This window comes from Arthrobacter sp. 10T44 (genome assembly GCF_056393885.1).
Map to the genome: position 1 here is coordinate 521816 of NZ_JBFTGT010000001.1, position 22763 is coordinate 544578.

A 22763-nucleotide genomic window follows, 5' to 3' on the forward strand; every position below is an offset into this window, starting at 1 on the left:
TTTGAGCTATCGCAAAGCCTAGGACAGCAGGACGGCGTCCCGGACCGGTGCGCGCCTCAGATCGAGTAGCGCTCGTCCTCGTGGTCGCCCGGGTAGTCCTTGACGAGGCCGGCGGCAAGCGTGTTGCCGTCCTGCGGGTCGATCACCAGGAAGGCCCCGGTCCGCCGGTGGTGCAGATAGTTTTCCAGCGGCAGCGGCGCTGCGAGCCGGAGCTGGGCGTGGCCGATGTCATTGAGCTCCAGCGTGCTGGTGGGCTCAAGCTGGAAGTTGGCGAGGTCCAGCTTGCCCGTCACGTTGCGGACCAAGGCCTGGACCGTGCGGGTTCCGTGCTTCACCAAGACCTTCGCGCCCTCGCGGAGCGGCTTGGGCGAGAGCCAGCACAGCGCCGCGTACAGGTCGGCGGAGGAGCCCGGTATTTCGCCCCCGGCGGGCCCCGCGGCCGCGATCGTGTCGCCGCGGGCGACGTCGAACTCGTCCGCGAGCCGGAGCGCTACGGACTGCGGTGCCACGGCCTCGGTAAGTCCGCGGCCCGCAAAGTCGATCCCGGTGACGGTGGTGGTGCGCGGCGCCTGGCCCGGGGTCAGGACACTGACCTGATCCCCCACCTGTACCGAGCCTTCGGTGACTTGTCCGGCGTAGGCCCGGTAGTCACGGTAATTCTCGACGTCGAGTCCGCCGGCGACGGCGTCGGGCGCCAGTGCACCCTGCGGCCGAATGACCAGCTGGACCGGGAAACGGAAGCTCTCCAGGTGGCTTTCGAGTTCGTCGGCGGCGGGCAGCGTCTCGAGGACCTCCAGCAGCGCCGGGCCCCGGTACCAGGGGGTGCGGTCCGAGCGGTCGACGACGTTGTCGCCGTCGAGCGCGGAAACGGGGATGACCAGGAGGTCGGTGATGCCATCGGCGCCGAGCCCCAGTTCGCGGCCGACCATCTGCACGTCGGCCTCGATCCCGCGGAACACGTCCTCGCTGAAATCCACCAGGTCGATCTTGTTCACGGCCACGACCACGTGGGCCACACGCAGCAGTTGCAGCACTGACAGATGCCGCCGGGTCTGCTCCAGGACACCCTTGCGGGCGTCGATGAGCACGACGACGGCGTCCGCGGTGGACGCGCCCGTGACGGTGTTCTTGGTGTACTGCACGTGCCCGGGGCAGTCCGCGAGGATAAAGCTGCGCCGGTCTGTGGCGAAATAGCGGTAGGCGACGTCGATGGTGATGCCCTGTTCCCGTTCGGCACGCAGGCCGTCGGTCAGGAGCGCGAGGTCAATCGCTTGAACACCGGCTGCGCCGGCCCCGCCGAAGCCACGGTCCGCGGAGGTGCGGGCAACGGCGTCGAGCTGGTCGGAAAGGATCGCCTTCGAGTCGTGCAGCAGCCGGCCCACCAGGGTGGACTTGCCGTCGTCGACCGAGCCGGCAGTCGCGAACCTGAACAGTGAAGCGGATGAGAGCCCGAGGCTTGCTGCGGCGGATTCAGGCACAGTTGCGGTGGTGCTCATTAGAAATAGCCGTCCTTCTTGCGGTCTTCCATGGCGGCCTCGGAGATCCGGTCATCGGCCCGGGTGGCCCCACGTTCGGTGATGGTGGAGGCTGCGACTTCAATGACGACGTCGCGAACGGTGGCGGCCGCGGATTCCACGGCGCCGGTGCAGGACATGTCGCCGACGGTCCGGTAGCGGACCGTCTTGGTGATGACTTGCTCATTCTCGCGCGGCCGGGAGACCTCACCGACCGCGCGCCACATGCCGTCTCGGGCGAAGACCTCGCGCTGGTGGGCATAGTACAGGCCCGGCAGCTCGATGTTCTCGCGCTCGATGTAGCGCCACACATCCAGTTCGGTCCAGTTGCTGATCGGGAACGCGCGGACGTGCTGGCCCACGGTGTGCCGGCCGTTATAGAGGTTCCACAGCTCGGGGCGCTGGTTGCGGGGGTCCCACTGGCCGAACTCGTCGCGCAGGCTCAGGATCCGTTCCTTGGCCCGGGCCTTGTCCTCGTCCCGGCGGCCGCCGCCGAAGACGGCGTCGAACTTGTTGCGCTGGATCGCGTCCAGCAGCGGCACGGTCTGCAGCGGGTTGCGGGTTCCGTCCGCGCGTTCGGCCAGCTCGCCCGAGTCGATGAACTCCTGGACACTGCCGACGACGAGCCTGAGGCCCAGCCGTTCCACCGTCCGGTCACGGAACGCGATCACCTCCGGGAAGTTATGCCCGGTGTCCACATGCAGCACCGGGAACGGCACCTTCCCGGGCCAAAACGCCTTCGTAGCCAGGTGCAGCATCACCACAGAATCCTTGCCGCCGGAGAAAAGCAGCGCCGGCTTCTCAAACTCGGCAACCACCTCGCGGATGATGTGAATGGCCTCGGACTCGAGCGTGTCCAGGGACGAGAGGCGGGCCGGCGCTGCGACGCCGATTGCCGCCCCCGCCCCTGCGCCGCGCGGCTGATCTTCGATCAGCCCAGCGCGCGGCTCCGACAGGCCCGATGCCACTCCCGGGGCGGCAATCGGCGTCTCAGTAGCGTCATGGTCCGTCCCGGACAGCTCCAGGTCCTCGTTGGTGATTTGAGTGCTCATACGTGTAGTCCGCATTCTGTCTTGTCGGTTCCTGCCCAGCGTCCGGCGCGGGGGTCCTCGCCGGGCGCCACCTTGCGGGTGCAGGGCCGGCAGCCAATGGACGGGTAGCCCTGGGTAAGCAGCGGGTTGACGGGCAGGAGATTGTCATCGGAGTACTGCACCAGCTGGTCGAAGCTCCAGGCCGCCACCGGGTTGACCTTGACCAGGCCGTTGGCTTCGTCCCAGGTGACCAGCGGGGTGTTGGTGCGGGTGGGGGCCTCGTCGCGGCGGACTCCGGTGAACCAGAGCTCGTAGCCGGCGAGGGTGCGGCGCAGCGGCGCCACCTTGCGCAGGGCGCAGCACTGGGCGGGGTCGCGGGCGAAGAGGTCCTTGCCCAGGAGCCGGTCCTGCTGCTCCACGGTGGTCTCCGGCAGCACGTCGACGACGTTGACGCGCAGGCTCGCGGCCACTTCGTCGCGGGTGGCGTGGGTTTCCGGGAAGTGGTAGCCGGTTTCGAGGAACAGTACGTCGACGCCGGGGAGCTGGTCCGCGACCAGCGCCGGGAGGACCGCGTCCGCCATGGAGCAGGCGACGGCGACAGCTGGCAGCTCGAAGTTGCGGGCCACCCAGGCGATGACCTCGCCGGCCGGGGCGTCCCAGCCGAGCTCGGCGGCGCCGGTCTTGGCGAGGGCCTTGAGCTCGTCGCGGGAACGGAGGGCGGCCGTCATTGCAGATCACCTTCATCGGCGGCGAAGGCCCACTCGGCGAAGGTCTGGCCCTCGACGTGGTCGGCCACGAATTTGCGGACCACACGTTCCACATAGTCGGGCAGCTCTTCGGCTGTGACCTTGAGACCGCGCACCGTGCGTCCCAGACCCGCTTCCTCGCGGCTGTCCGAAGCCAGCCCGCCGCCCAGGTGGACCTGGAAACCCGGGGTGGGGTCGCCGTCGGGCGTGGGAAGCATCATGCCCTTGAGGCCGATGTCCGCGGTCTGGATCCGGGCGCAGGAGTTGGGGCAGCCGTTGATGTGGAGCGACAGGGCCTGCGGAAGCTGCTTAGTCTCAACCAGGTCGGCGAGGCGGTGTTCCAGCTCGGCCACGGCGGTGGCGGCGGTGACCTTGGTTTCCACGATGGCGAGCTTGCAGAACTCGATGCCGGTGCAGGCGATGGTGCCACGGCGGAACACCGACGGCCGGGCGGAGAGGCCGAGGGCGTCTAGTTCGGCCACGAGCGGTTCCACCTCGTCCTTGGGCACGTCGAGGACCACGAGCTTCTGGTGCGGCGTGGTGCGCAGCCGCTGCGAGCCGCGGGCCTCCAGGGTGTCGGCGAGTCTCACAAGCTGGCTGCCGGAGAGCCGGCCGGCCACCGGGGTGGCACCGATGAAGAACTTGCCGTCCTTCTGCTCGTGCACACCGACGTGGTCGCCGGGGGTGGCGGGCTTAGGCGCCGCGGGACCGTCGGAGAGTTTGTAGCCGAGGTATTCGTCTTCGAGGACCCGGCGGAACTTCTCCGTCCCCCAGTCGGCCAGCAGGAACTTCAGCCGGGCCTTGGTGCGCATCCGCCGGTACCCGTAGTCGCGGAAGATGCTGGTGACTCCGAGCCAGACGTCGGCGGCCTGGTCCGGCCGGACGAAGGCGCCGAGCCGCTTGCCCAGCATCGGATTGGTGGAGAGGGCGCCGCCCACCCAGAGGTCGTAGCCGGCACCGAGCTCGGGGTGGACCAGTCCCACCAGGGCGACGTCGTTGATCTCATGGACGACGTCCTGGCTGGGGTGGCCGGTGATGGCGGTTTTGAATTTGCGCGGCAGGTTGGCGAGCTCCGGGTCGCCAATGAACCGTTCGGCGAGCTCGTGGATCAGCGGCGTCGGGTCGATGATCTCGTCCTTGGCGATGCCGGCGACCGGGGAGCCAAGGATGACGCGGGGCACGTCACCGCAGGCCTCCGTGGTGGACAGACCCACGGATTCGAGGCGGCGCCAGATTTCCGGCACGTCCTCGACCCGGATCCAGTGCAGCTGGATGTTCTGCCGGTCGGTGAGGTCGGCCGAGCCGCGGGCGAAGTCCACGGAGATCTGGCCGATAACGCGCAGCTGTTCGGTGCTGAGGGCGCCGCCGTCGATCCTGACGCGGAGCATGAAGTACTTGTCCTCGAGCTCGTGCGGCTCGAGCGTGGCGGTCTTGCCGCCGTCGATCCCGGGTTTGCGCTGGGTGTAGAGGCCCCACCAGCGGAAGCGCCCGTGCAGGTCGGTGCCGTCGATCGAGTCGAAGCCGTGCTTGGCGTAGACGGACTCGATACGCTCGCGGACGTTGAGGCCGTTGTCTTCCTGTTTCCAGGTTTCGTTGGCATTCAGTGGGGCGGTGCCGTCCACTTTCCACTGCCCGTGCGGCTTGGCCGCGGGGCGGGCGGGTCGTCTGGCGCGGCCTGCGTCAGCCTGGTCCGGGGACGCTCCGGCTAGAGCTGTATCAGTCATGGATCGACTGTAGGGGTGGCCGCAATGGCGTCACAAAGGGTCAGAAACGCGGGGTCACCTAGGGCAACATTTCGTCATGAAGCGCTGCCGGCGACCGCCGCGTCATAACGCGCCAGAGCAATCTCGGCGAGCACCGGGGAGGGCAGCAGCGGTGCGGTGATCAGGTCGGCACCGGCCTTGGCGAGCTGGTCGTGGAAGAACCCCGGGGCGAGCAGGTAGGAGGCGATGACCACGCGGCCGCCCAGGTCCACCGCTCCGGCGGACAGCCCCGCGCCGGCGCCTCCCGCCGCCTCCTCGCGGAGCATGGCGACGGCGTCCGGCACCGACGGCGTCGCCGAGGCGCCGTATGCGGCCACGATCCGGTTGGAACGGAGCGAGCGCAGTTGGCCCGCGAGTTCCTCGACGTTTTCCGCGGCGGTGGCGTCGGAAGATCCCGCGGCAGCGAGGATCACGGCGTCGTTGTCGGTCACTCCGGCCTCGCGCAGCCGCTGGTCCAGTAGCGCCGCGAGCCTCGGGTCGGGGCCCAGCGGCGCCGCGGCGAGGGTGCCCGGCCGGCTCTTCACGGCCCGGGCGATGTCCACCTTGACGTGGTACCCCACGCTCAGCAGCAGCGGCACGACGACGGCGGCTTCCCCCGCCGGGAGCCCCGCCACCACGGCCGGCAGCTCGGGGTCCTGAACATCGACGTAGGCTTCGCGGACGTCGAGCCCGGGGCGCAGCGCGGCGATCCCGGCCCGCAGGGCATTGACCTCCGCGGCCCCCTGGGTGCTGGAGGTGCCGTGGGCGCAGGCGATCATGATGGGGCTATTCATAGCCGTTAGCGTAACCTTGGAGCCGCCCCATCCGCCCCCTGCAACCGACCGGGACGCTCCATGACCTTCTCCTTTAGCCTCGTTATGGTCTGGCTGGACCTGGCCGGCGTCTTCTTCTTCGCGGTCTCCGGTTCGCTGCTCGCGGCGCGGAAGCAGTTCGACATTGTCGGGTCCCTGCTGCTGGCCTCCGTGGTGAGCCTGGGCGGCGGCGTCATCCGCGACATCATCATCAACGCAGGCCCGCCGGCCGCCTTTACCAACCCGGCGTACCTCGCTCCCCCGCTGCTGGCCACGGTGCTGGTGTATTTCCTGTTCTCCAGTGTCCAGCGCTTCACCTCGCTGCTGGTCCTGTTCGACGCCGGCGGGCTGGCCCTGTTCTGCATCACCGGAAGCCTGAAGGCCCTCGCCGCGGGCATGCACCCGGTGGCGGCGGTGCTCCTGGGGGTCACGACGGCGGTTGGCGGAGGCTTGCTGCGGGACATCACCGCCAACGAAGTGCCGCAGCTCTTCGACCCCAAGGACATCTACGCCCTGCCGGCGTTTGCGGGGGCCGCGCTTACGGTGGCGTTGTCCGTCTCCGGGGTGTTCACCGCGGTGACGGCGAGTGCGGTGGCGGCCGTGGTTTTCGCCTTCCGCGTAACCGCCTGGCGGCGCCACTGGTACGTGCCGCTGGCGGTCCGCGGCTGGCACCGTCTGGGCCTGGACGCGGCCGAAAGTGGACCCCGGGATTAGCTAGGATAAGAGCATGACTGACATGTTCCTCGAGAAGTTCCGCGCGCTTGTTCCGAAGTATCTCGAAGACGAATGGCAGGAAGAGGACGGGCTGCCGGCAGACGAGCTGGATGCGGCCCTGGCCGAGCACCAGTTCCAGGTCCCGCTGGTCCTCCGGGAGTTCTACCTGGCCCTCGGCGGCTGCGAGGACCTGATGGAGGCCTACCACTACTTCTGGGACCCCGAGGAACTTGAGGTCGACGACGAGGGCTTCCTGATGTTCCTCGAGGATGAGGAAGAACAATTCACCTGGGGCTTCCGTGTGGGCGATCTCAGCGTCCCGGACCCGATCGTGTACCGCCGCAACAACGCCCGCGGCCAGTGGAAGAGCGAGGAAGGCACCTTCTCCGAGTTTGTCTTCGACATGTTCGAGTGGGCCTTCAACGAAGAGGACGAGGACTAGACACCCCCTCCCGGCTGCCCCGACCTTCCGGGGCGCCGAGTTTCCCCAGGTTTGAGCCGGCCGGCCGGCGTGTTGCGCAGAACCGCCGGTCCATTGCGGCCCTTGCTGATCAAACATGGGGAGATTCAGCGGACGACCCTGCCGCGCAGCACCTGCCACACTTCCGCGACGATCTTCTCCGGGTTGAAAACGACGTCCTGGTAGCCATACCTCAACACCGCGTACCCGGTAAGGGTGCTGGCGTTGTTGCGCCGACGGTCTTTCTTGACCTGTGCCGGCTCCAAATGCGTGCCGCCATCGATCTCCACAATGAGGAACCCTTCCAGCAGGAAGTCCACGATCCCGATCCCCGGGAGATCGACCTGGGTCTGCGTGAAGATCCCTTCGCTCCGGAACAGGAGCCTGGCTACAACTTCGATCGCGGATCCTGCCGAACCGTCCACCAATTCCAGCGCCGCCCGGGCCGAACCGTTGCGGTTGCCGGGAAGATGCCCTCTGAGATATTCGAGAGTGGTTCGACCCTGCAGGAGGGCGCTTTCCACCATGACCACGGATTCCATGGGCGGCCGACATCGCAGGGCGTGCAGCAGAGTATCCGTCAGCCCAGCCACGGGCCGCGGGAACTCCGGCGGGACCACACTGCCCCGGTGGACAACCACCCCGAAGGCCGAACCATGGCGGCAGAAAAGGTGCAGCTGCGCCGGTTCGTGGAGTCTCCAGATCCTGTGGTGTCCCGCCGCCGAGACACAGGACAGCAAGCCATTGGCCAAGACTGCGGCCACCAGGTCCGGCGCCGCACCCGGCAACGCAACGACACCATGGCGCAACCGCAGTATTTCCCCGGAGGTAAGCGAGTTGCGGATACTCCGTTCCGAGAACCCAGCCTGAAGCAGCGTTCCGGTCCGTGCGACCGAGCCGGCAAATTTCATGTAGGTCGTGACATCCATGCGTCCAGCAGACCTGCCCACACCCACAGCGGGGAGGCTGCCCGGCTGCTATGTGGACAACTGGCGGGCTGCTTCTCCCCAACTTCGGAGACGCCCGACGGCGGGTCGTCGCGACTTGCCGGTAATCCGACGTCCGCGGCGACCAAAACCGGGGAGAGTCCCCCGCCCCGGCCGCCCAGCAAATCCGTGACAGGCAATTTACAGAATCACTAGACAACATGACACGACTGTCATAAGGTTGTTCATGGGTTCACCAAATGCCTCCGGTGAATCTGATGCGAACGGAGAAATGGCCCCGGTTCCGCACAACGGACGACTCGTAACGTTGTGAGGAACCGGGGCCATTCCGGTTTAAGACTCAGGCGGGATACCGCTAGCTGCTGCGGTCCACCACGGCGTGCGCGAAGCTGGTCAGCGAATCCTTGACCACGCCCGCGGGCAGCGGCGTCAGGGCGGCAATGGCCTCGTCGGCCCAGGACCGCGCCACTACCCAGGACTCGGCGGTGACGGGGTGTTCGCGCAGCCCGGCGACGGCGGCGGCGAGGGCCTCGTCGGAGCTGAGGTCGCCATCGATGAGCTGCAGCAGCTCCACGGCGGACTGGTCGCCGTCGGCCGCGGCCTTGCGCAGCAGCAGGACCGGCAGAGTCGGCACGCCCTCGCGCAGGTCAGTACCCGGGGACTTGCCGGACTTGACCTTGACGCCGGTGACGTCGATGACGTCGTCGGCGAGCTGGAAGGCGACGCCGACCTTTTCGCCATACTCCACCAGCAGCGCCTCGTAGGCAGGATCGGCGTTGGCGAAGATCGCACCGAGCTGGCCGGAGGCCGCCACCAGCGAACCGGTCTTGTCCGCGATCACGGAGAGGTAGTGCGCCACCGGGTCCTCGTCCGGGCGCGGCCCCACGGTCTCGTGCAACTGGCCCAGGCAGAGCCGCTCGAAGGTGCGGGCCTGGATGCCGAGCGCCCGCGAACCGAGCTCGGAGACCAGGATGGAGGCCCGGGCGAAGATGAGGTCGCCGGTCAGCACGGCAACGGAGTTGCCCCAGACCTCGTGCGCGGTGGGGGCGCCGCGGCGGAACGGGGCGGAGTCCATCACGTCGTCGTGGTACAGGGTGGCCAGGTGCGTCAGTTCGACGACGACGGCGGCCTGCACCACGGCCGGCAGCGAGGCATCACCCAGGTGGGCGCAGAGCAGGGTCAGCAGCGGCCGGATGCGTTTGCCGCCGGCTTCCACGAGGTGGCGCGACGTTGCGTCAGCCAGCGGATCCGAGTTGGCGATGGCCTCGCGCAGTTTCTTCTCCACGCGCGCGAGGTTCGTGGTGATGGCCGGGCCGAGTTCCGGGTCCCCGGCGATGGCCGCAAAACCGGCCGGCAGCTGCAGTCCGGTGGCGATGGCGGTGGTGTTAAGGCTGGGTTCGGAGCCCGGCAGGCCGTGTCCGGCGTGCGTCCAGCTTTGGTCTGCAGAGTTGGTCACGGGTTAACCCTAACTTTTTGTTGCGGAATCCGCGGATTTGAGTCTGGAACGGGCCGGGTATTGGAGGTGGCCGGGACCAGGGCTTCCAGGACCCGGATCATCCGGTCCTCGATCCCCTTGGCCGAGGGGTCGGTCAGGTTGGCCAGCAGCCGGACGACGAACTTCATCAGCACCGGAAGGGGCATGCCCGTCCGGAGCGCCAGTTTCATCACGGCCGGCCTGCCGATCACGGCAGCAAAGGCCCGGCCCAGGGTGAAGTGCGAACCCCACTGATCCCTTACGAAGTCGGCGTAGCCGGCGAGGTGGGCGTCGGCGTCGGCCCCGTTCCAGGCCGCCGAGGCGGAGCGCGCCGCGGTGTCGATGATGAACTCGGCCGCGAAACGGGCCGATTCCATGGCGTAGGAGATGCCCTCGCCGTTGAACGGGGAGACCATGCCGCCTGCGTCGCCCAACAGCAGCAGGCCCGGCGAATAGTGCGGGGTGCGGTTGAAGCCCATCGGCAGCGCGGCGCCGCGGATCTCGCCCACCTGGTTCTCCGGCGTGAAACCCCAGTCCGCGGGCATCGCGGCGGTCCACTCGCGCAGCACCTGCTTGTAGTCCAGCTTGCCGAATTCCTTGGACGAGTTCAGGATGCCCAGGCCCACGTTGGAGGTGCCGTCGCCGACGCCGAACACCCAGCCGTAGCCGGGCAGCAGCTCGCCGTCGCGGCCCGGAAGCTCCAGCCAGCCTTCCATCCAGTCGTCGTCGTGCCGCGGGCTCGTAAAGTAGGTGCGGACGGCCACACCCAGGGGCCGGTCATCGCGCTTGTGGATGCCGAGCGAGACGGCGGTGCGGGTCGAGTTCCCGTCCGCGGCGAGGACGACGTCCGCGGTAAAGTCCCGCTTTTCGCCGGTCTTGCGGCCAGCGTCGTCAAGCAGCGCGGCGCGGACGCCGGTGACCCGGCCGTCCTCGGAGCGCAGCGCCTCCGTGACGCTGTGGCGTTCCAGCACGACGGCGCCGGCCGACTGCGCGTGCCGGGCCAGCTCCTCGTCGAAGCCGAGGCGGGTGCGGATCAGGCCGTACTGCGGGAAGTCGGAGACCTCGGGCCAGGGAAGTTCGATGGTGCGGCCGCCGGCAATGAGCCGCAGGCCCTTGTTCCGCCGCCAGCCCTCGCTTTCGGGGTGCGGCAGGCCAAGCTTCTGGATCTCCCGGACCGCGCGTGGGGTCAGCCCGTCGCCGCAGACTTTTTCCCGCGGAAAGCTCGTCTTCTCCAGCACCGTGACGTCGAGGCCGGCCTGGGCAAGGTAGAACGCGGCGGTGGATCCTGCCGGACCAGCGCCGACGATCAGTACTTTCACGGCAGCTGTCGGCTAACGTTCGGGCCGGGTGATGTTGCGGCGCAGCTTGGCCACGGGGCCGGTGTGGTTGGCAAGCGCGGCGGCGCCCGCAGCGGGTCCGGCAGCCGGGCCCGCGGGCTTCTGGGCGCGGTGGACGGCGACGATGCCGCCGCTGAGGTTGCGGTACGTGACGGACTCCCAGCCGGCTTCCTGCAGCCAGGCGGCGAGGTGGTCCTGGTCCGGCCAGGCGCGGATGGATTCGGCAAGGTAGACGTAGGCGTCCGGGTTGGAGGAGACCTTGACGGCGATCGCGGGCAGCGCGCGCATCAGGTACTCGGTGTACATGGTGCGCCAGAGCGGCACCACCGGCTGGGAGAACTCGGCGATGACCAGGCGGCCGCCGGGCTTGGTGACCCGGAGCATCTCGGCAAGGGCCTTCTTGGGCTCGTTGACGTTGCGCAGGCCGAAGGAGATGGTGCTGGCGTCGAAGGTGTTGTCCGCGAACGGCAGTCGGGTGGCATCACCGGCGATGAAATCGATGTCCGGGCGGCGGCGCTTGCCGACCTTGAGCATGCCGAGGGAGAAATCGCAGGCGATCACGTCGATGCCGGCGTCGGCGTACGGCTCGCTGGACGTGCCGGTTCCGGCGGCCAGGTCCAGCACGCGCTGGCCGGGCTTCACATCCATGGCTTCAACGACGACCCGGCGCCAACGGCGCGTCTGTCCCATGGACAGGACGTCATTGACGACGTCGTATTTGGGGGCGACGTCGTCAAACATCGTGGCTACTTCGTCCGGACGCTTATCCAAGGATGCTCGGTTCACCCCGTTATTGTCTCAAATCTTCGACGCACCCCCTAACCACGGGCCGGGCCGGGGCGCGGCGCGAGGCGGGAGTAGTGTTATCTCATCATGACGAGCGCGTTCCATACCAGAATTATCAGGACCCTGACAGTCCCCCTCGATGCCGATTCGTTCCCCGGGGGGCTGCCGTCGTTTCTGGTCCGTGACGACGTACTCTGCTGGACGCGACGCGAGGCCGGCCTGGTCGGCTTCGGCGAGGTGGCCCGGTTCAGCGCCACCGGACCCGAGCGGTTCCTCGAGGCGGACATCTGGTGGCGGCACCTGGTCCTCGAGGCGGACATCACCGACGCCGTCGGCTGCCCCGGCACCGGCCCGGTCGCCTTCGGCTCCTTCGCCTTCTCCAAAGTTTCCGAACACGCCTCCCGGCTGATCGTCCCCGAAATCGTGGTGGGCCTGCGCGACGGGAAAGCCTGGCTCACCCAGCTCACGTTCGACGACGGCGAGCTCACCGAGGCGGGCGCCCGCGCCGCCCTGCGGCGCTGGCTCGACGTGGACGGCGCAGCGGCGCCGGGGCAGACGCCGTCGCGGGAAGCCAAGCTCAGCACCGGGTCCCTCACCGAGGCCGACTGGATGGCCGCCGTTGCCGAGGGCGTCGCCGAAATCCGCACCGGGGCGCTGGAGAAGCTGGTCCTGGCGAGGGACATTGTGGCCACCCTGCCCGACGGCGTGGACGCCGCCGAGATCCTGCGCCAGCTCGCGGTCCGGTACCGCGAATGCTGGACCTATGGCGTGGACGGGCTGGTGGGATCCACCCCCGAAATGCTGATCCAGGTCGAGGGCCGCACGGCTCAGGCGCGCGTCCTGGCCGGGACCCTGGACCGGCGCGACGCCGAGGGGATGGCCGGCTCGCCGATGGAGTTTGCCGAGCGCGTGCTGGCCGGGTCCGAGAAGCAGCGGCATGAGCACGACATTGCCATCCAGTCGCTCACCACGCAGCTGGCACCGTTCTCCGAGGCCATGAACGCGCACAGCGAGCCGTTCATCCTGGAACTGCCGAACGTCTGGCATCTGGCCTCGGACGTGAAGGCCGAACTGACCGAGGTGGAAGGCCATGTGCCCACCTGCCTGGCCCTGATCAACGCCCTGCACCCCACGGCCGCGGTCTGCGGCACCCCCACCACCGTGGCCGGAGCCCTCATCCGCAAACTTGAGCACCTGGACCGCGGCCCGTACGCCGGCCCAGTCGGCTGGCTCGACGCCGCCGGCAACGGCGAGTGGGGCATCGCGCTGCGCGGCGCGGTCATCGAGGGGCCGGACACCGTCCGGCTCTATGCCGGCTGCGGCGTCGTCGAGGGCTCCGTCCCCGAGGCCGAACTGGCAGAGACGTGGGCCAAGTTCCGGCCGATGCTGGAATCCCTCGGCATCAGCAGCTAGCCATCAGCAGCTGGCCCTGGGCCCCGACGGGCCGCTTGGCCCGCTTGGGCCGCCTCGGCGGGGCCGCCCCGGCCCGCTTGGGCCGCCTCGGCGGGGCCGCCCCGGCCCGCGCGGGAATCCGTAATCACAGACAACCGCCGGGTGCGGCCCCTTGATATTTGGCGGCAATTAGTTATCCAATAGTGAAACTAAGTTTCCTGTGATGCACATCTCTTATTCGGCGATAGACTACAAGTCGTTTTGGACTCGCATGCCCCTGCAACAAAAGGTAAAGAAATGCTGATCTCCCGTTCCTTCCTGGCCGGCTCCGCGGCCAAGGCGGCTGCCCTCGTGGCCGTCGGCGCCCTTGCCCTGACCGGCTGCAGCTCTTCCGGCGGCTCGACGACCACCGATTCCGGCGTCAAGCTGATTGAATCCGGCAAGCTCACGGTCTGCTCGGACATCCCCTACGAGCCGTTCGAGTTCGTCAAGGACGGCAAGAACGTCGGCTTCGACATGGATCTGGCATCCGAGATCGCCAAGGATCTCAAGGTTGAGCCGAACGTCCTGACCGTGGCCTTCGAGGGCATCCAGTCGGGCCAGGCCTTGAACACCAACCAGTGCGACGTCGCCATCTCGGGCATCTCCATCACCGATGCTCGCAAGACCGTCATGGACTTCTCCACCCCGTACCTCGACGACGACCTCTCGCTGCTCGTGACCAAGGCGTCCGGGCTCAAGACCCTGGCCGACCTCAAGGGTAAGAAAGTCGGCGTCCAGCAGGGCACCACCGGCGAAGAATACGCCAAGTCCAAGGGTCTGGAGACCATCCAGTACGAGAACACCGGCCTGCTGATCCAGGCGATCAAGACCGGCGGCGTGGACGCTGCCATCAACAACCAGTCCGTTCTGGGCTTCGCCGCCAAGGGCGACAACAGCCTGGTCTTCGCAGAGACCTACAAGACCGGCGAGAAGCTGGGCGTCGCGATCAAGAAGGACAACAAGGCCATGACCGAGTCCGTGGACAAGACGCTCAAGCGCCTTGCCGACGACGGCACCATGACCAAGCTCAAGACCACCTGGTTCGGCGAAGCCGCCAAGTAACCCACCCGCCCGGACCGACCACAGCAGGGCGGTTCCGGATCAGTCGTTGGCTCCGGCCGACTCCTGGCCCGGAACCGCCCCGCAACATGTAAAAGGCAAATCACATGGCAATGACTGTTCGCCAACGGGCCCGCGTCAGCCGGTCCGTTCAGTACGGACTGCTGGCACTCGCCGTCGTCCTGTTCATCCTCTTCGCCGACTGGGCCTCCATCGGCAAGGCGTTCTTCAACTGGGATTCCGCGGTCAAGCAGTTCCCGGAGATCATCACCCTGGCGCTGAAGAACACGCTGATCTACACCGCCTTGAGCTTTGTGGTGGGTCTCTCCGGCGGCCTGCTGCTGGCGCTGATGAAGCTCTCCTCGGTGGCCGTTTGGCGCTGGATCGCCACGCTGTACATCGAGTTCTTCCGCGGCGTCCCGGCCCTGCTGGTCTTCATTGCCTTCGGCTTCGGCATTCCGACGGCGTTCGGCGTCCGCTTCGACATCTACGTCACCGTGATGCTCGCACTGGGCATGGTCGCCGCGGCGTACATCGCCGAAACCCTGCGGGCCGGGCTGCAGGCCGTGCCGAAGGGGCAGCTCGAGGCCGCCCGCTCGCTGGGCATGCCCCACTGGCGCGCCATGGTTTCGATTGTCATCCCGCAGGCGTTCAAGATCGTCCTGCCGCCGCTGACCAACGAGGTCATCCTGCTCACCAAGGACTCCTCCCTGGTCTACCTCCTGGGCCTGGCAGCGTCGCAGTACGAACTCACCAAGTTCGGCCGCGACGGCATCACGCAGCCCAACGCCGGCCTGACCCCGCTGGTGATCGCCGGCGCCTGCTACCTGATCATCACCGTTCCGCTCGGAATTCTGGCCCGCCGCTTTGAATCCCGCACCGCCAAGACGAAGGGCTAGGACCATGACTGAATCAACGTCATCGGCTGCCGCGAAGCAGATCCAGGCCGCCGGGGTCTCCATCAAGGACCTCCGCAAGTCGTACGGCGCCAACGAGGTCCTGAAGGGCATCGACCTCGAGGTCGCTCCCGGCGAAGTCGTGTGCCTGATCGGGCCTTCGGGTTCCGGCAAGTCCACCCTGCTGCGCTGTGTCAACCTGCTGGAGAAGCCCAACGTGGGCACCATCCACGTCGGCGGATTCGAGTCGACCGACCCGGACGTGGACATCGACAAGATGCGCCGCAAGGTCGGCATGGTGTTCCAGCAGTTCAACCTCTTCCCGCACCTGAGCGCGCTGCAGAACTGCACGATCGCGCAGACCAAGGTGCTCAAGCGCAGCCAGGCCGACGCCTCCGACGTGGCCCGGAAGAACCTGGCCCGCGTAGGCCTGGACCACCTCGCGGACCGGTTCCCGGACCAACTTTCCGGCGGCCAGCAGCAGCGCGTGGCCATTGCCCGGGCGCTGAGCATGGACCCCGAACTGATGCTGTTCGACGAGCCCACCTCGGCCCTGGACCCGGAGACCGTGGGCGACGTGCTCGCCGTCATGCGGAACCTGGCCAAGGAAGGCATGACCATGCTGGTGGTGACCCACGAGATGGGCTTCGCCCGCGAAGTCGCCGACCGGGTGGTCTTCATGGACGGCGGCGTTGTGGTGGAGGAAGGCGCAGCCGAGCAGGTCGTCAGTGCCCCCACCCAGCCGCGCACCAAGGAATTCCTCCGGCGCGTGCTCGACCCGACGCACATCGACATCGCGGAGTAAAGCGGCGGAATCCGCTGGGCGACGCGCAAAAGCCCCTGCGCTACCGGAATTCGGTAGCGCAGGGGCTTTTGCGCGTCGTGGAATGGTTTGCGCATCACCTTCAGCATGCGGAGCGCGCACGACGGCGGGGCACGCCGGCGGCTGCCAGCTTTCGTTCCAGCCGGGCTGGCTCCATCAGGTCCGACCAGACCCACCGGACCACGCCGTTTCCCTGTGCCCGGATCCGGTTCTCCCTGTCTTTCTCGGCGACGACGGCCTGCGACGGGGTCCGGCCCAACAGAAACTCGGGCTTGACGTACTTCTCGACGCCGTCGAACTCGCCGGCAACCCGGACTCCGCCCCAGAAGTAGTCCGAGTAGCCCACGAGGCCCGCACCATCGCGAATCGCATACTGGAGTTCCGGCGCCTGGAACCCGGCTATCCGCATGAGCGCCCGGCTATATGATTCGCCTGCGGATCCGGATCTCGGATCCGCAAAATCCAGTGCCGTCAGGATCCGCCGCCGTGCCGCGGCCGAGTAATTTCCCTCGATTCCGGCCGAAAGCTGCTCCTTCGTCAAGGCTGGCAGGCGCTGCTCGACGTCAGGCCTAAGCACGTGGTCAAGCGGCACCACTGCCTCGGCAAACGGTGTAAAGGCGGCAATGTCCAGCACTGTGCGCACCCTTCCGGTCACCAATAGCCCGTCCCGTTCGACGTACTCCAATCCGGCCGGCGGCGCATAGTGCCGCAGCACGCCGGCCCGGGAGCGGCCGCCGTCGTTCTGCAGGGTTAAGGCGTGAACGGGGTGCCGGTGTCCAATAGTCGGAATCCTCCATACTGAAGCGGCGGAATGCCGGGCAAAGATCGTCGGCGCAATAAACGTCTCCGCGGCCGCACTGACCCGGACCCGGTATTGGTCCCAGGGACTCAACGCCCGCCAGGCACCCCCATCGACGTAAACGCCTTGGCGCACCCGGACCAAAGCACCCGACCGGCAGCGGCTAGCCAACTCCTTGGGAGCCATTCCCCGCTGGATGTGATCGCGGGTGAGGATCAGCCTGGGCAATTCATTCATGGATCGACGGTCCCAGTCCCGCGGCGGCCGCACCATCCCGCGGCGCCAGCATGTGGACAACACGACGCGCTTCTCGTTCCGCGCTGCGCAAAGCAGCTGGCGCTGCTGGCATTCGGGCCTCGCAAGGTATTTCGCGCGTCGCCAGGCTCGGTGCGCGTCGCCAGGCTCGGGGCGCCGCGCCGGGCCGACGGCGTTTCGTAGCGAAAACCGGGTGCTACCGGCCCAGGACCCCGGCCACGGCGGCGGAGACGGCAGTGCGGATGCGCCCGTGCAGCTCGCGGAGGCCGTGGCGGTCCGTCCGCACTTCGATGATGCTGCGGCCCACCACGGGCTCCCCGAGTGCCGCCGCAAGGTCCGCCGTCGTACTGACCGCGCGGTGCGCTACACCGTACGCGGCGGCGAGGGCGGCAAGGTCAACCGTGTGCGGGGTGCCAAAAAGGCGCTCGACGGCGGTGCCGTAGCGGCCGGTCCGTTCGACGGCGCCGTGCTCCAGGAGCCCAAAGATGGCCCCGCCGGCGTCGTTCAGGACCACGATCCGCAGCGCCGGCACGGTCTCCCCCGCGCCCAGCAGCAGCCCGCCGGCGTCGTGCAGGAAGGTCACATCGCCCAGCAGCACGGTGGTTTCCTGCCGGCCGCCGACGGCGATGCCGGTGGCTGTGGCGAGGGTGCCGTCAATTCCGGCCAGGCCCCGGTTGGCGAACACCGTGGCCTGGGGCTCCTGGGGCGGCGCGCCTGCGAGGTCGACGTCGCGGATCCCGTTGGAGGAGCCCAGCACGAGCTGCCCGCGGACGTGTTCCCAGACCAGGGCGCCGACCGCCGGGCCGGTGGCGGCGGGACCGTTGAGCACCAGGTCCAGGGTGTGCTGGGCGGCGGCGCCGGCCAGCAGCCAGGCATCGAGCCAGGACGCCGGGCCCCGGCCGGCGAAGTCGGCCAGGTCGGCGAGGGTCTCCAGCGGCAGTTCGGTGCGGCGGCCGGGCTCGTACCAGGCCACCGGAACGGGCTGGTAGAGGGCGGACGGGACGTCGGCGCGGGCGAGCAGGGCCGACACCGGCCGGGACAGCGTGGGGCGCCCGAACAGTACAACCCGTTCGATCGGCTGGGCGGACTCCGGGCCGAAGTGCTCCAGCAGCAGCCGGTAGGGGCCCACCGCGTTCGGACCAAACCTGGCGTTGGAGGAGGGCTCGGCGAGCAGCGGCAGGCCATGGGCGCGGGCGAACGCCTCGGCGACCGGGCCGGCGTCGTGCCCGGCCAGGACCACGGTGCGCCGCTCGGGCAGCGCCGCGGACGCGGCCGGGAAATCCAGGGCGAGCGGATGCCGCGCGGCCTGGTGGATCCTGCGGCCGGACGCTTCCCCCAGGCCGTCGCCGGCGGCCGGGACCAGCGGGTCACGGAACGCCAGGTTCAGCTGCACCGGCCCGGGCGGGATGTCCTCGAAGGCTCCGGTGGCGGCGCTCAGCGCGGTCTCGACGGCGCGGAGCGGATTGTCGCCCGCGGGCACGTCGGCGGCGAAGCGCACATGCTCGCCGAAGAGGTCCGGCTGGACGGTGGTCTGGTTGGCCCCGGTGCCGCGGAGTTCCTCGGGCCGGTCGGCGGAAAGGACCACCAGGGGCACGGCGGCGTGGTTGGCCTCCATCACGGCCGGCAGCAGGTTCCCGACCGCCGTGCCGGAGGTGGTCAGCACGGCCGCGGGGGCGCCGGTGGACAGGGCCAGGCCCAACGCGGTGAAGCCTGCGTCGCGTTCGTCGATCCGGACCAGCAGCTCCACCCGGCCGGCGGCATCGGCCTCTGCCAGGGCATAGGCCATCGGCGCCGACCGGGACCCCGGGGCCACCACGACGTAGCGCACCCCCGAGCCGATCAGGGCCGCGACGGCCACCCGTGCAGCCTCGACCGCCCCCAGCCCGCCGCCCGCAGGCACGGCCGGTTCCCCGGCCGGGCTCACATGTTCTCCGGCGTCTCGATGCCCAGCAGCTCCAGGCCGCTGGAGAGCCGCCGCAGGACCAGTCCGCACAGGGCCAGCCGCGATTCCCGGACCGTTTCGTCGGCCTTGAGCACGGGGCATTGGTCGTAGAAAGAGGTGAAAAGCTGCGCGAGCTCGAACAGGTAGGCGCACAGCCGGTGCGGTTCGAGCAGTTCGCCGACTTTCTGCAGCGTCGCGTCGTATTCGAGCAGGTGCAGGGCCAGGGCGCGTTCGGCGGGTTCGACGACGGCGATCGCCGCCGCGGGCGCCGCGGACGCGGCGGCGGCGCCGTCGAGGTGCTGGTCCAGGGCCCCGGCCTTGCGCAGGATCGAGCGGATCCGGGCGGCCGCGTACTGGACGTACGGGCCGGTGTTTCCGGTCAGCGCGAGCATCCGGTCGAAGTCAAAAACGTACTCGGTGTCGTGCCCGGTGGAGAGGTCGGCGTACTTGACGGCGCCGATGCCCACCTGCCGCGCCGTGACCGCCCGTTCGGCGTCGCTGAGCTCGGGCCGGCTGGCGTCGATGACGGCGCGGGCCCGGTCCACGGCCTCCTGCAGCAGCGCCATCAGCTTGACCGGGTTGCCGGCGCGGGACTTGAGGATTTTGCCGTCCTCGCCGAGCACGTTGCCGATCTGGACGTGGGTGGCTTCCACCGTGTCCGGCAGCCAGCCGGCGTCGCGCGCGGTGGCCATGACCATCCGCAGGTGGACGTTCTGCGGCGCGCCCACGACGTACAGCACCCGGTCCGCCTCCAGTTCGCGGACCCGGTACCGGATCGTGGCGAGGTCGGTGGTGCCGTAGCCGTAACCGCCGTCGGACTTGCGAATGATGAGCGGCAGCGGATCGCCGTCCCGCCCGGTGAAGCCGGCCGGGAAGGTGCAGAGCGCGCCCTCGCTGATCCGGGCGATGCCGCGCTCCTCGAGTTCCCGGCACAGCTGTGCCAGGTGCGCGTCGTAGGAGCTTTCGCCGGCAATGTGGTCGTCGGTGAGGCTGATGCCGAGCATCGCGTAGATCGCGTTGAAGTAGCGCTTCGACTGGGCCACGAGCCGTTGCCAGACCGCGAACGTCTCAGGGTCCCCGCCTTGCAGTGCCACCACACGGAGCCGGGCGCGGGTGGCGAAGCCGTCCGGGTCCGTGGCGGAGGCGTCGAACTTCGCCCGCGCGGCCTGGTAGAAGGCGCTCGGGTCATCGACCAGCAGGGCGGCCTCGGGCGAGTCCTCGCCCACCTCGAGCCAGTGCTCGATCAACATGCCGAAGGGGGTGCCCCAGTCGCCGATATGGTTCTGCCGGATCACGGTGTGCCCCAGCGCCTCGAGCACGCGCACGATGCTGTCCCCCACCACGGTGGTGCGCAGGTGCCCGACGTGCATTTCCTTGGCCACGTTCGGGGAGGAATAGTCGACGACGACGCGGTGCAGTGGCGCGGGCTGCGCACCCCCGCCGGTGGGGGCCGGAGCGTTGAGCAGCTCCTCGATCCAGGTGCCGTCGAAGGTGAGGTTGATGAAGCCTGGCCCGGAGATCTCCACCAGGCTGCAGACGCCGTCGAGGTCCAGGGCCTCCACGATCCTCGCCGCGGCGTCGCGGGGCGGCAAGCCGACTTTCTTGGCAAGGGCCATGGCGGCGTTGATCTGGATGTCCGCGAACTGCGAGGGCCGGATCACCGGGTCCGTCTGGCGGAACTCCTCGCCGAACGCGTGGGCAATAGCTGCCTGGACTCTGGGGACAACCATTTCGGCCGGATTATTCACACTGTTCAAATTATCAGTTCCCGCCATGCCCGGACGCTCCCGCAGAAGCAACGCGGGGTCACTTCGCGCCCATCAGGACCCCCGGAATGGGCGCGAAGTGACCCCGCGTTGCTTTGAGGGGCTAGTCGTCGGCGCGGAAGACCTGGACGACTGAGGGACGCGGGATCCGGGCCTGGCCGGGCTTCGGCGTCGCACCGGCGGCGACGTAGTCCGGGAAGCGGGAGTTCTGCGCCTCGAAGCTGCCGTCCTCGCCCGGGTGCTGCACGGCGACGAAGACGTGCCGTTCCTCATCGTGGATGATGGGTCCGCAGGTCTCGGCGTCGCGCGGCACGGCAAGGAACTGCTCCACGCGGCCGCGCTCCGGGCCGGCCAGGGTGACCTTGAAGAGACCGTCGGCGTAGCCGGTGGTCGAGGGCGCGCCGTCGGTGGAAATCCACAGGTTGCCGACCGAGTCGAAGGCCAGGTTGTCCGGGCAGGAGATCGGCGAGACCTGGCTGGCCGGGAAGCCGGCGAAGTACGCGGACGTGTTCTTGGCCGGATCGCCGCAGACCATCAGCAGGTTCCAGTTGAACTTTGTGGACGTCTGGTCGCCGGTCTCGGTGATTTCCACGATGTGGCCGTCACGGTTCAAGGTGCGCGGGTTGACCTCGGTGGCGCCCTCCTTGCCGGTCTTGCCGCGGTCCGTGTTGTTGGTGCACGCCACGTAGACCTTGCCGGTATGCAGGCTCGGCTGGACGTCCTCGCAGCGGTCCATCTTGGTGGGGCCGACCTTGTCCGCGGCGAGGCGGGTGTAGACCAGGACTTCCTCGACCGACATCCCGGACACCGTGGACTTGCCGCCCACCACCAGCGGGAGCCATTCCCCGGCACCGTCGAAGGCGCCGTCCGCGGGCAGCTTGCCGGAGCCGTCGATCTCGGCCGCCGGGGAGTCGCCGCTGAATTTGGCGACGAAGAGGTCGCCCTCGGAGAGCAGGGTCATGTTGTGCCGGCGGTCGGCCGCGGTCGTCCCGGGACGGTACTTGTCCTTGGAGACGAACTTGTAGAGGTAGTCGAAGCGCTCGTCGTCGCCCATGTAGGCGACGACGTGCCCGGAGGCGGCCACGATCACGTTGGCGCCTTCGTGCTTGAAGCGGCCCATCGCGGAGTGCTTCTTCGGCGTCGACGTCGGGTCCTGCGGGTCCACCTCCACGATCCAGCCGAAGCGGTTGCTTTCGTTGGCGTAGCCGGGGTTGCGGGTATCAAAGCGGGGGTCATCGAGCTCCCACTGGCGGGCCGTGGGCTTGCTGGTCAGGCCGTAGCGCTTGTCCGCGGCGGACGTTCCGGCGGAGACGAAGTAGCCGTTGAAGTTCTCCTCGCCGGAGAGGATGGTGCCCCACGGAGTGGTGCCGCCGGAGCAGTTGCCCAGGGTGCCCTTGATGGTCCGCCCGCCCGGGTCGGCAACGGTGGTGACGAGCGCGGAGCCGGCAGCGGGGCCGGTGAGTTCGTAGCTGGTGTCACTCAGGAAACGGCGGTTCAGCGGGGCGCCCTGGACGTAGCGCCACGGCTGGTTCTTGTTCTTGCGCTCCAGCTCGACGACGGTGAGGCCGTGGGCGGCGCGCCCGATGGCCCGGGTCTCGGCGGCGTCGAAGCCGGCCGGGAGCATGATGCTCTCGTTGGTGTACTCGTGGTTGGTGAAAAGCACGGCACGGCGGCCCTTGGCGTCGAGCGGCAGGATGTCCGTGTAGTCGTTGTTGTAGCCGAACTGGCGGACCTGCGCCGCGGCGCTCTGGCGGTCCACGTCGAAGGCGGGCGAGTCGTTAAAGAGCGGGTCGCCCCAGCGGATGATCGGCTGCCAGCTGAAGCCTGCCGGCACCGTGAACGCGTCGACGGCGGCGTCCACCGGGGCAATGGCGGTGAACTGCAGCTTGGACTTGCCGAAGCCGGACTTGGCGGCCGCGGCCAGGCCGGGGCCACCGGCGGCGGCCGGTTCCGCAGAGGTCACGGCGTTGCCGAAGACGACGGCGAGCGCGCCGGCGGCGCCGAAGCCGAGGGCGGCGCGGCGGGACATCGTGGCGGAGGCAATGTCGCGGAAGTAGCCGTTCGAGCTGCTGTTGCAGACCTCGCCGGAGCAGGCGTTGTCGCACTTGAGTGCACAGGTCACGGGGCTGCGCTTGCCCTTGGTGTGGCCCAGCATGGGCAACAGGGAGAACTTGCGTCCGGAGGAGACAGACATGGGTGGGACCTTCCAGGGCAGAGGGATGCGTC

General features: G+C 68.6%; 19 protein-coding genes. 6 read left to right on the forward strand and 13 right to left on the reverse strand.

Features of this window, described 5'->3' with window-relative positions; all coding sequences use genetic code 11:
• Window positions 1-56: 56 nt before the first annotated feature.
• The 5 genes from AC1DBL_RS02435 to AC1DBL_RS02455 all read right to left on the reverse strand — a co-directional run bounded on the left by AC1DBL_RS02435 (window position 57) and on the right by AC1DBL_RS02455 (window position 5827).
• Entirely contained in the window at window positions 57-1496 is a 1440-nt protein-coding gene (locus AC1DBL_RS02435; protein ID WP_476925390.1) for a sulfate adenylyltransferase subunit 1, read from the reverse strand.
• The gene (cysD, locus tag AC1DBL_RS02440; RefSeq protein WP_441416914.1) at window positions 1496-2566 is read right to left on the reverse strand and encodes a sulfate adenylyltransferase subunit CysD; all 1071 of its coding nucleotides are present in this window, start codon (window positions 2564-2566) and stop codon (window positions 1496-1498) included. Before cysD ends, AC1DBL_RS02435 begins: the two co-directional genes overlap by 1 nt.
• Window positions 2563-3273: a phosphoadenylyl-sulfate reductase gene (locus tag AC1DBL_RS02445; protein WP_441416913.1), complete on the reverse strand. Its 711-nt coding sequence runs from the start codon at window positions 3271-3273 to the stop codon at window positions 2563-2565. The genes cysD and AC1DBL_RS02445 overlap by 4 nt, the downstream gene beginning before the upstream one ends.
• Window positions 3270-5015 (reverse strand): nitrite/sulfite reductase, encoded by a 1746-nt coding sequence (locus AC1DBL_RS02450; RefSeq protein WP_441416912.1) that lies wholly within the window; start codon window positions 5013-5015, stop codon window positions 3270-3272. Before AC1DBL_RS02450 ends, AC1DBL_RS02445 begins: the two co-directional genes overlap by 4 nt.
• 74 nt (window positions 5016-5089) lie before the next feature.
• Window positions 5090-5827 carry a sirohydrochlorin chelatase gene (locus AC1DBL_RS02455; RefSeq protein ID WP_441416911.1) on the reverse strand — a complete coding sequence of 246 codons (738 nt, stop codon included), beginning with the start codon at window positions 5825-5827 and terminating at the stop codon, window positions 5090-5092.
• Window positions 5828-5887: 60 nt separating this feature from the next.
• Between AC1DBL_RS02455 and AC1DBL_RS02460 the strand changes: the two genes are divergently transcribed.
• Window positions 5888-6559, forward strand: a complete 672-nt coding sequence (locus AC1DBL_RS02460) for a trimeric intracellular cation channel family protein (protein WP_441416910.1) — start codon at window positions 5888-5890, stop codon at window positions 6557-6559.
• Window positions 6560-6572: 13 nt separating this feature from the next.
• Window positions 6573-7001, forward strand: a complete 429-nt coding sequence (locus AC1DBL_RS02465) for a hypothetical protein (RefSeq protein WP_175321387.1) — start codon at window positions 6573-6575, stop codon at window positions 6999-7001.
• Between the two features lie 125 nt (window positions 7002-7126).
• On the opposite strand, the gene AC1DBL_RS02470 is transcribed toward AC1DBL_RS02465, so the two are convergent.
• The 4 genes from AC1DBL_RS02470 to AC1DBL_RS02485 all read right to left on the reverse strand — a co-directional run bounded on the left by AC1DBL_RS02470 (window position 7127) and on the right by AC1DBL_RS02485 (window position 11563).
• Window positions 7127-7561, reverse strand: coding sequence for an endonuclease domain-containing protein (locus tag AC1DBL_RS02470; RefSeq protein WP_476925391.1), 435 nt, complete (start codon window positions 7559-7561; stop codon window positions 7127-7129).
• A gap of 760 nt (window positions 7562-8321) precedes the next feature.
• Window positions 8322-9422, reverse strand: coding sequence for a polyprenyl synthetase family protein (locus AC1DBL_RS02475; protein ID WP_476925392.1), 1101 nt, complete (start codon window positions 9420-9422; stop codon window positions 8322-8324).
• Complete coding sequence (locus AC1DBL_RS02480; RefSeq protein WP_476925393.1) at window positions 9419-10759, reverse strand: geranylgeranyl reductase family protein; 1341 nt, start codon at window positions 10757-10759, stop codon at window positions 9419-9421. Before AC1DBL_RS02480 ends, AC1DBL_RS02475 begins: the two co-directional genes overlap by 4 nt.
• A 12-nt stretch (window positions 10760-10771) precedes the next feature.
• On the reverse strand, window positions 10772-11563 hold the full coding sequence (locus AC1DBL_RS02485) for a demethylmenaquinone methyltransferase (RefSeq protein ID WP_441416907.1): 792 nt from the start codon (window positions 11561-11563) through the stop codon (window positions 10772-10774).
• An 87-nt stretch (window positions 11564-11650) separates the two neighbouring features.
• Here AC1DBL_RS02485 and AC1DBL_RS02490 point away from each other — a divergent pair, with 87 nt between their 5' ends.
• The 4 genes from AC1DBL_RS02490 (at window position 11651) to AC1DBL_RS02505 (ending at window position 15757) form a co-directional block, all read left to right on the forward strand.
• On the forward strand, window positions 11651-12976 hold the full coding sequence (locus AC1DBL_RS02490; RefSeq protein WP_441416906.1) for an isochorismate synthase: 1326 nt from the start codon (window positions 11651-11653) through the stop codon (window positions 12974-12976).
• Window positions 12977-13252: 276 nt separating this feature from the next.
• The gene (locus AC1DBL_RS02495; protein WP_441416905.1) at window positions 13253-14059 is read left to right on the forward strand and encodes an ABC transporter substrate-binding protein; all 807 of its coding nucleotides are present in this window, start codon (window positions 13253-13255) and stop codon (window positions 14057-14059) included.
• A gap of 104 nt (window positions 14060-14163) precedes the next feature.
• Complete coding sequence (locus AC1DBL_RS02500; protein ID WP_056737689.1) at window positions 14164-14955, forward strand: amino acid ABC transporter permease; 792 nt, start codon at window positions 14164-14166, stop codon at window positions 14953-14955.
• A gap of 4 nt (window positions 14956-14959) precedes the next feature.
• Complete coding sequence (locus AC1DBL_RS02505; protein ID WP_175321393.1) at window positions 14960-15757, forward strand: amino acid ABC transporter ATP-binding protein; 798 nt, start codon at window positions 14960-14962, stop codon at window positions 15755-15757.
• Window positions 15758-15857: 100 nt separating this feature from the next.
• Here the strand turns inward: AC1DBL_RS02505 and AC1DBL_RS02510 are convergent, their stop codons facing one another.
• The 4 genes from AC1DBL_RS02510 to AC1DBL_RS02525 form a co-directional block, all read right to left on the reverse strand.
• On the reverse strand, window positions 15858-16811 hold the full coding sequence (locus AC1DBL_RS02510) for a hypothetical protein (protein WP_476925394.1): 954 nt from the start codon (window positions 16809-16811) through the stop codon (window positions 15858-15860).
• A gap of 214 nt (window positions 16812-17025) precedes the next feature.
• Window positions 17026-18729 carry a 2-succinyl-5-enolpyruvyl-6-hydroxy-3-cyclohexene-1-carboxylic-acid synthase gene (menD, locus tag AC1DBL_RS02515; RefSeq protein ID WP_476925395.1) on the reverse strand — a complete coding sequence of 568 codons (1704 nt, stop codon included), beginning with the start codon at window positions 18727-18729 and terminating at the stop codon, window positions 17026-17028.
• A gap of 20 nt (window positions 18730-18749) precedes the next feature.
• Entirely contained in the window at window positions 18750-20501 is a 1752-nt protein-coding gene (gene argS, locus AC1DBL_RS02520) for an arginine--tRNA ligase (RefSeq protein ID WP_476925396.1), read from the reverse strand.
• A gap of 139 nt (window positions 20502-20640) precedes the next feature.
• Entirely contained in the window at window positions 20641-22731 is a 2091-nt protein-coding gene (locus AC1DBL_RS02525; protein WP_476925397.1) for a PhoX family protein, read from the reverse strand.
• Window positions 22732-22763: the final 32 nt, after the last annotated feature.

Bases quoted from the DNA above. Each gene is read 5' to 3' on its own strand.
- AC1DBL_RS02435 (WP_476925390.1), bottom strand. From the start codon at position 1,496: ATGAGCACCACCGCAACTGTGCCTGAATCCGCCGCAGCAAGCCTCGGG.
- cysD (WP_441416914.1), bottom strand. From the start codon at position 2,566: ATGAGCACTCAAATCACCAACGAGGACCTGGAGCTGTCCGGGACGGAC.
- AC1DBL_RS02445 (WP_441416913.1), bottom strand. From the start codon at position 3,273: ATGACGGCCGCCCTCCGTTCCCGCGACGAGCTCAAGGCCCTCGCCAAG.
- AC1DBL_RS02450 (WP_441416912.1), bottom strand. From the start codon at position 5,015: ATGACTGATACAGCTCTAGCCGGAGCGTCCCCGGACCAGGCTGACGCA.
- AC1DBL_RS02455 (WP_441416911.1), bottom strand. From the start codon at position 5,827: ATGAATAGCCCCATCATGATCGCCTGCGCCCACGGCACCTCCAGCACC.
- AC1DBL_RS02460 (WP_441416910.1), top strand. From the start codon at position 5,888: ATGACCTTCTCCTTTAGCCTCGTTATGGTCTGGCTGGACCTGGCCGGC.
- AC1DBL_RS02465 (WP_175321387.1), top strand. From the start codon at position 6,573: ATGACTGACATGTTCCTCGAGAAGTTCCGCGCGCTTGTTCCGAAGTAT.
- AC1DBL_RS02470 (WP_476925391.1), bottom strand. From the start codon at position 7,561: ATGGAATCCGTGGTCATGGTGGAAAGCGCCCTCCTGCAGGGTCGAACC.
- AC1DBL_RS02490 (WP_441416906.1), top strand. From the start codon at position 11,651: ATGACGAGCGCGTTCCATACCAGAATTATCAGGACCCTGACAGTCCCC.
- AC1DBL_RS02495 (WP_441416905.1), top strand. From the start codon at position 13,253: ATGCTGATCTCCCGTTCCTTCCTGGCCGGCTCCGCGGCCAAGGCGGCT.
- AC1DBL_RS02500 (WP_056737689.1), top strand. From the start codon at position 14,164: ATGGCAATGACTGTTCGCCAACGGGCCCGCGTCAGCCGGTCCGTTCAG.
- AC1DBL_RS02505 (WP_175321393.1), top strand. From the start codon at position 14,960: ATGACTGAATCAACGTCATCGGCTGCCGCGAAGCAGATCCAGGCCGCC.
- AC1DBL_RS02510 (WP_476925394.1), bottom strand. From the start codon at position 16,811: ATGAATGAATTGCCCAGGCTGATCCTCACCCGCGATCACATCCAGCGG.
- argS (WP_476925396.1), bottom strand. From the start codon at position 20,501: ATGGTTGTCCCCAGAGTCCAGGCAGCTATTGCCCACGCGTTCGGCGAG.
- AC1DBL_RS02525 (WP_476925397.1), bottom strand. From the start codon at position 22,731: ATGTCTGTCTCCTCCGGACGCAAGTTCTCCCTGTTGCCCATGCTGGGC.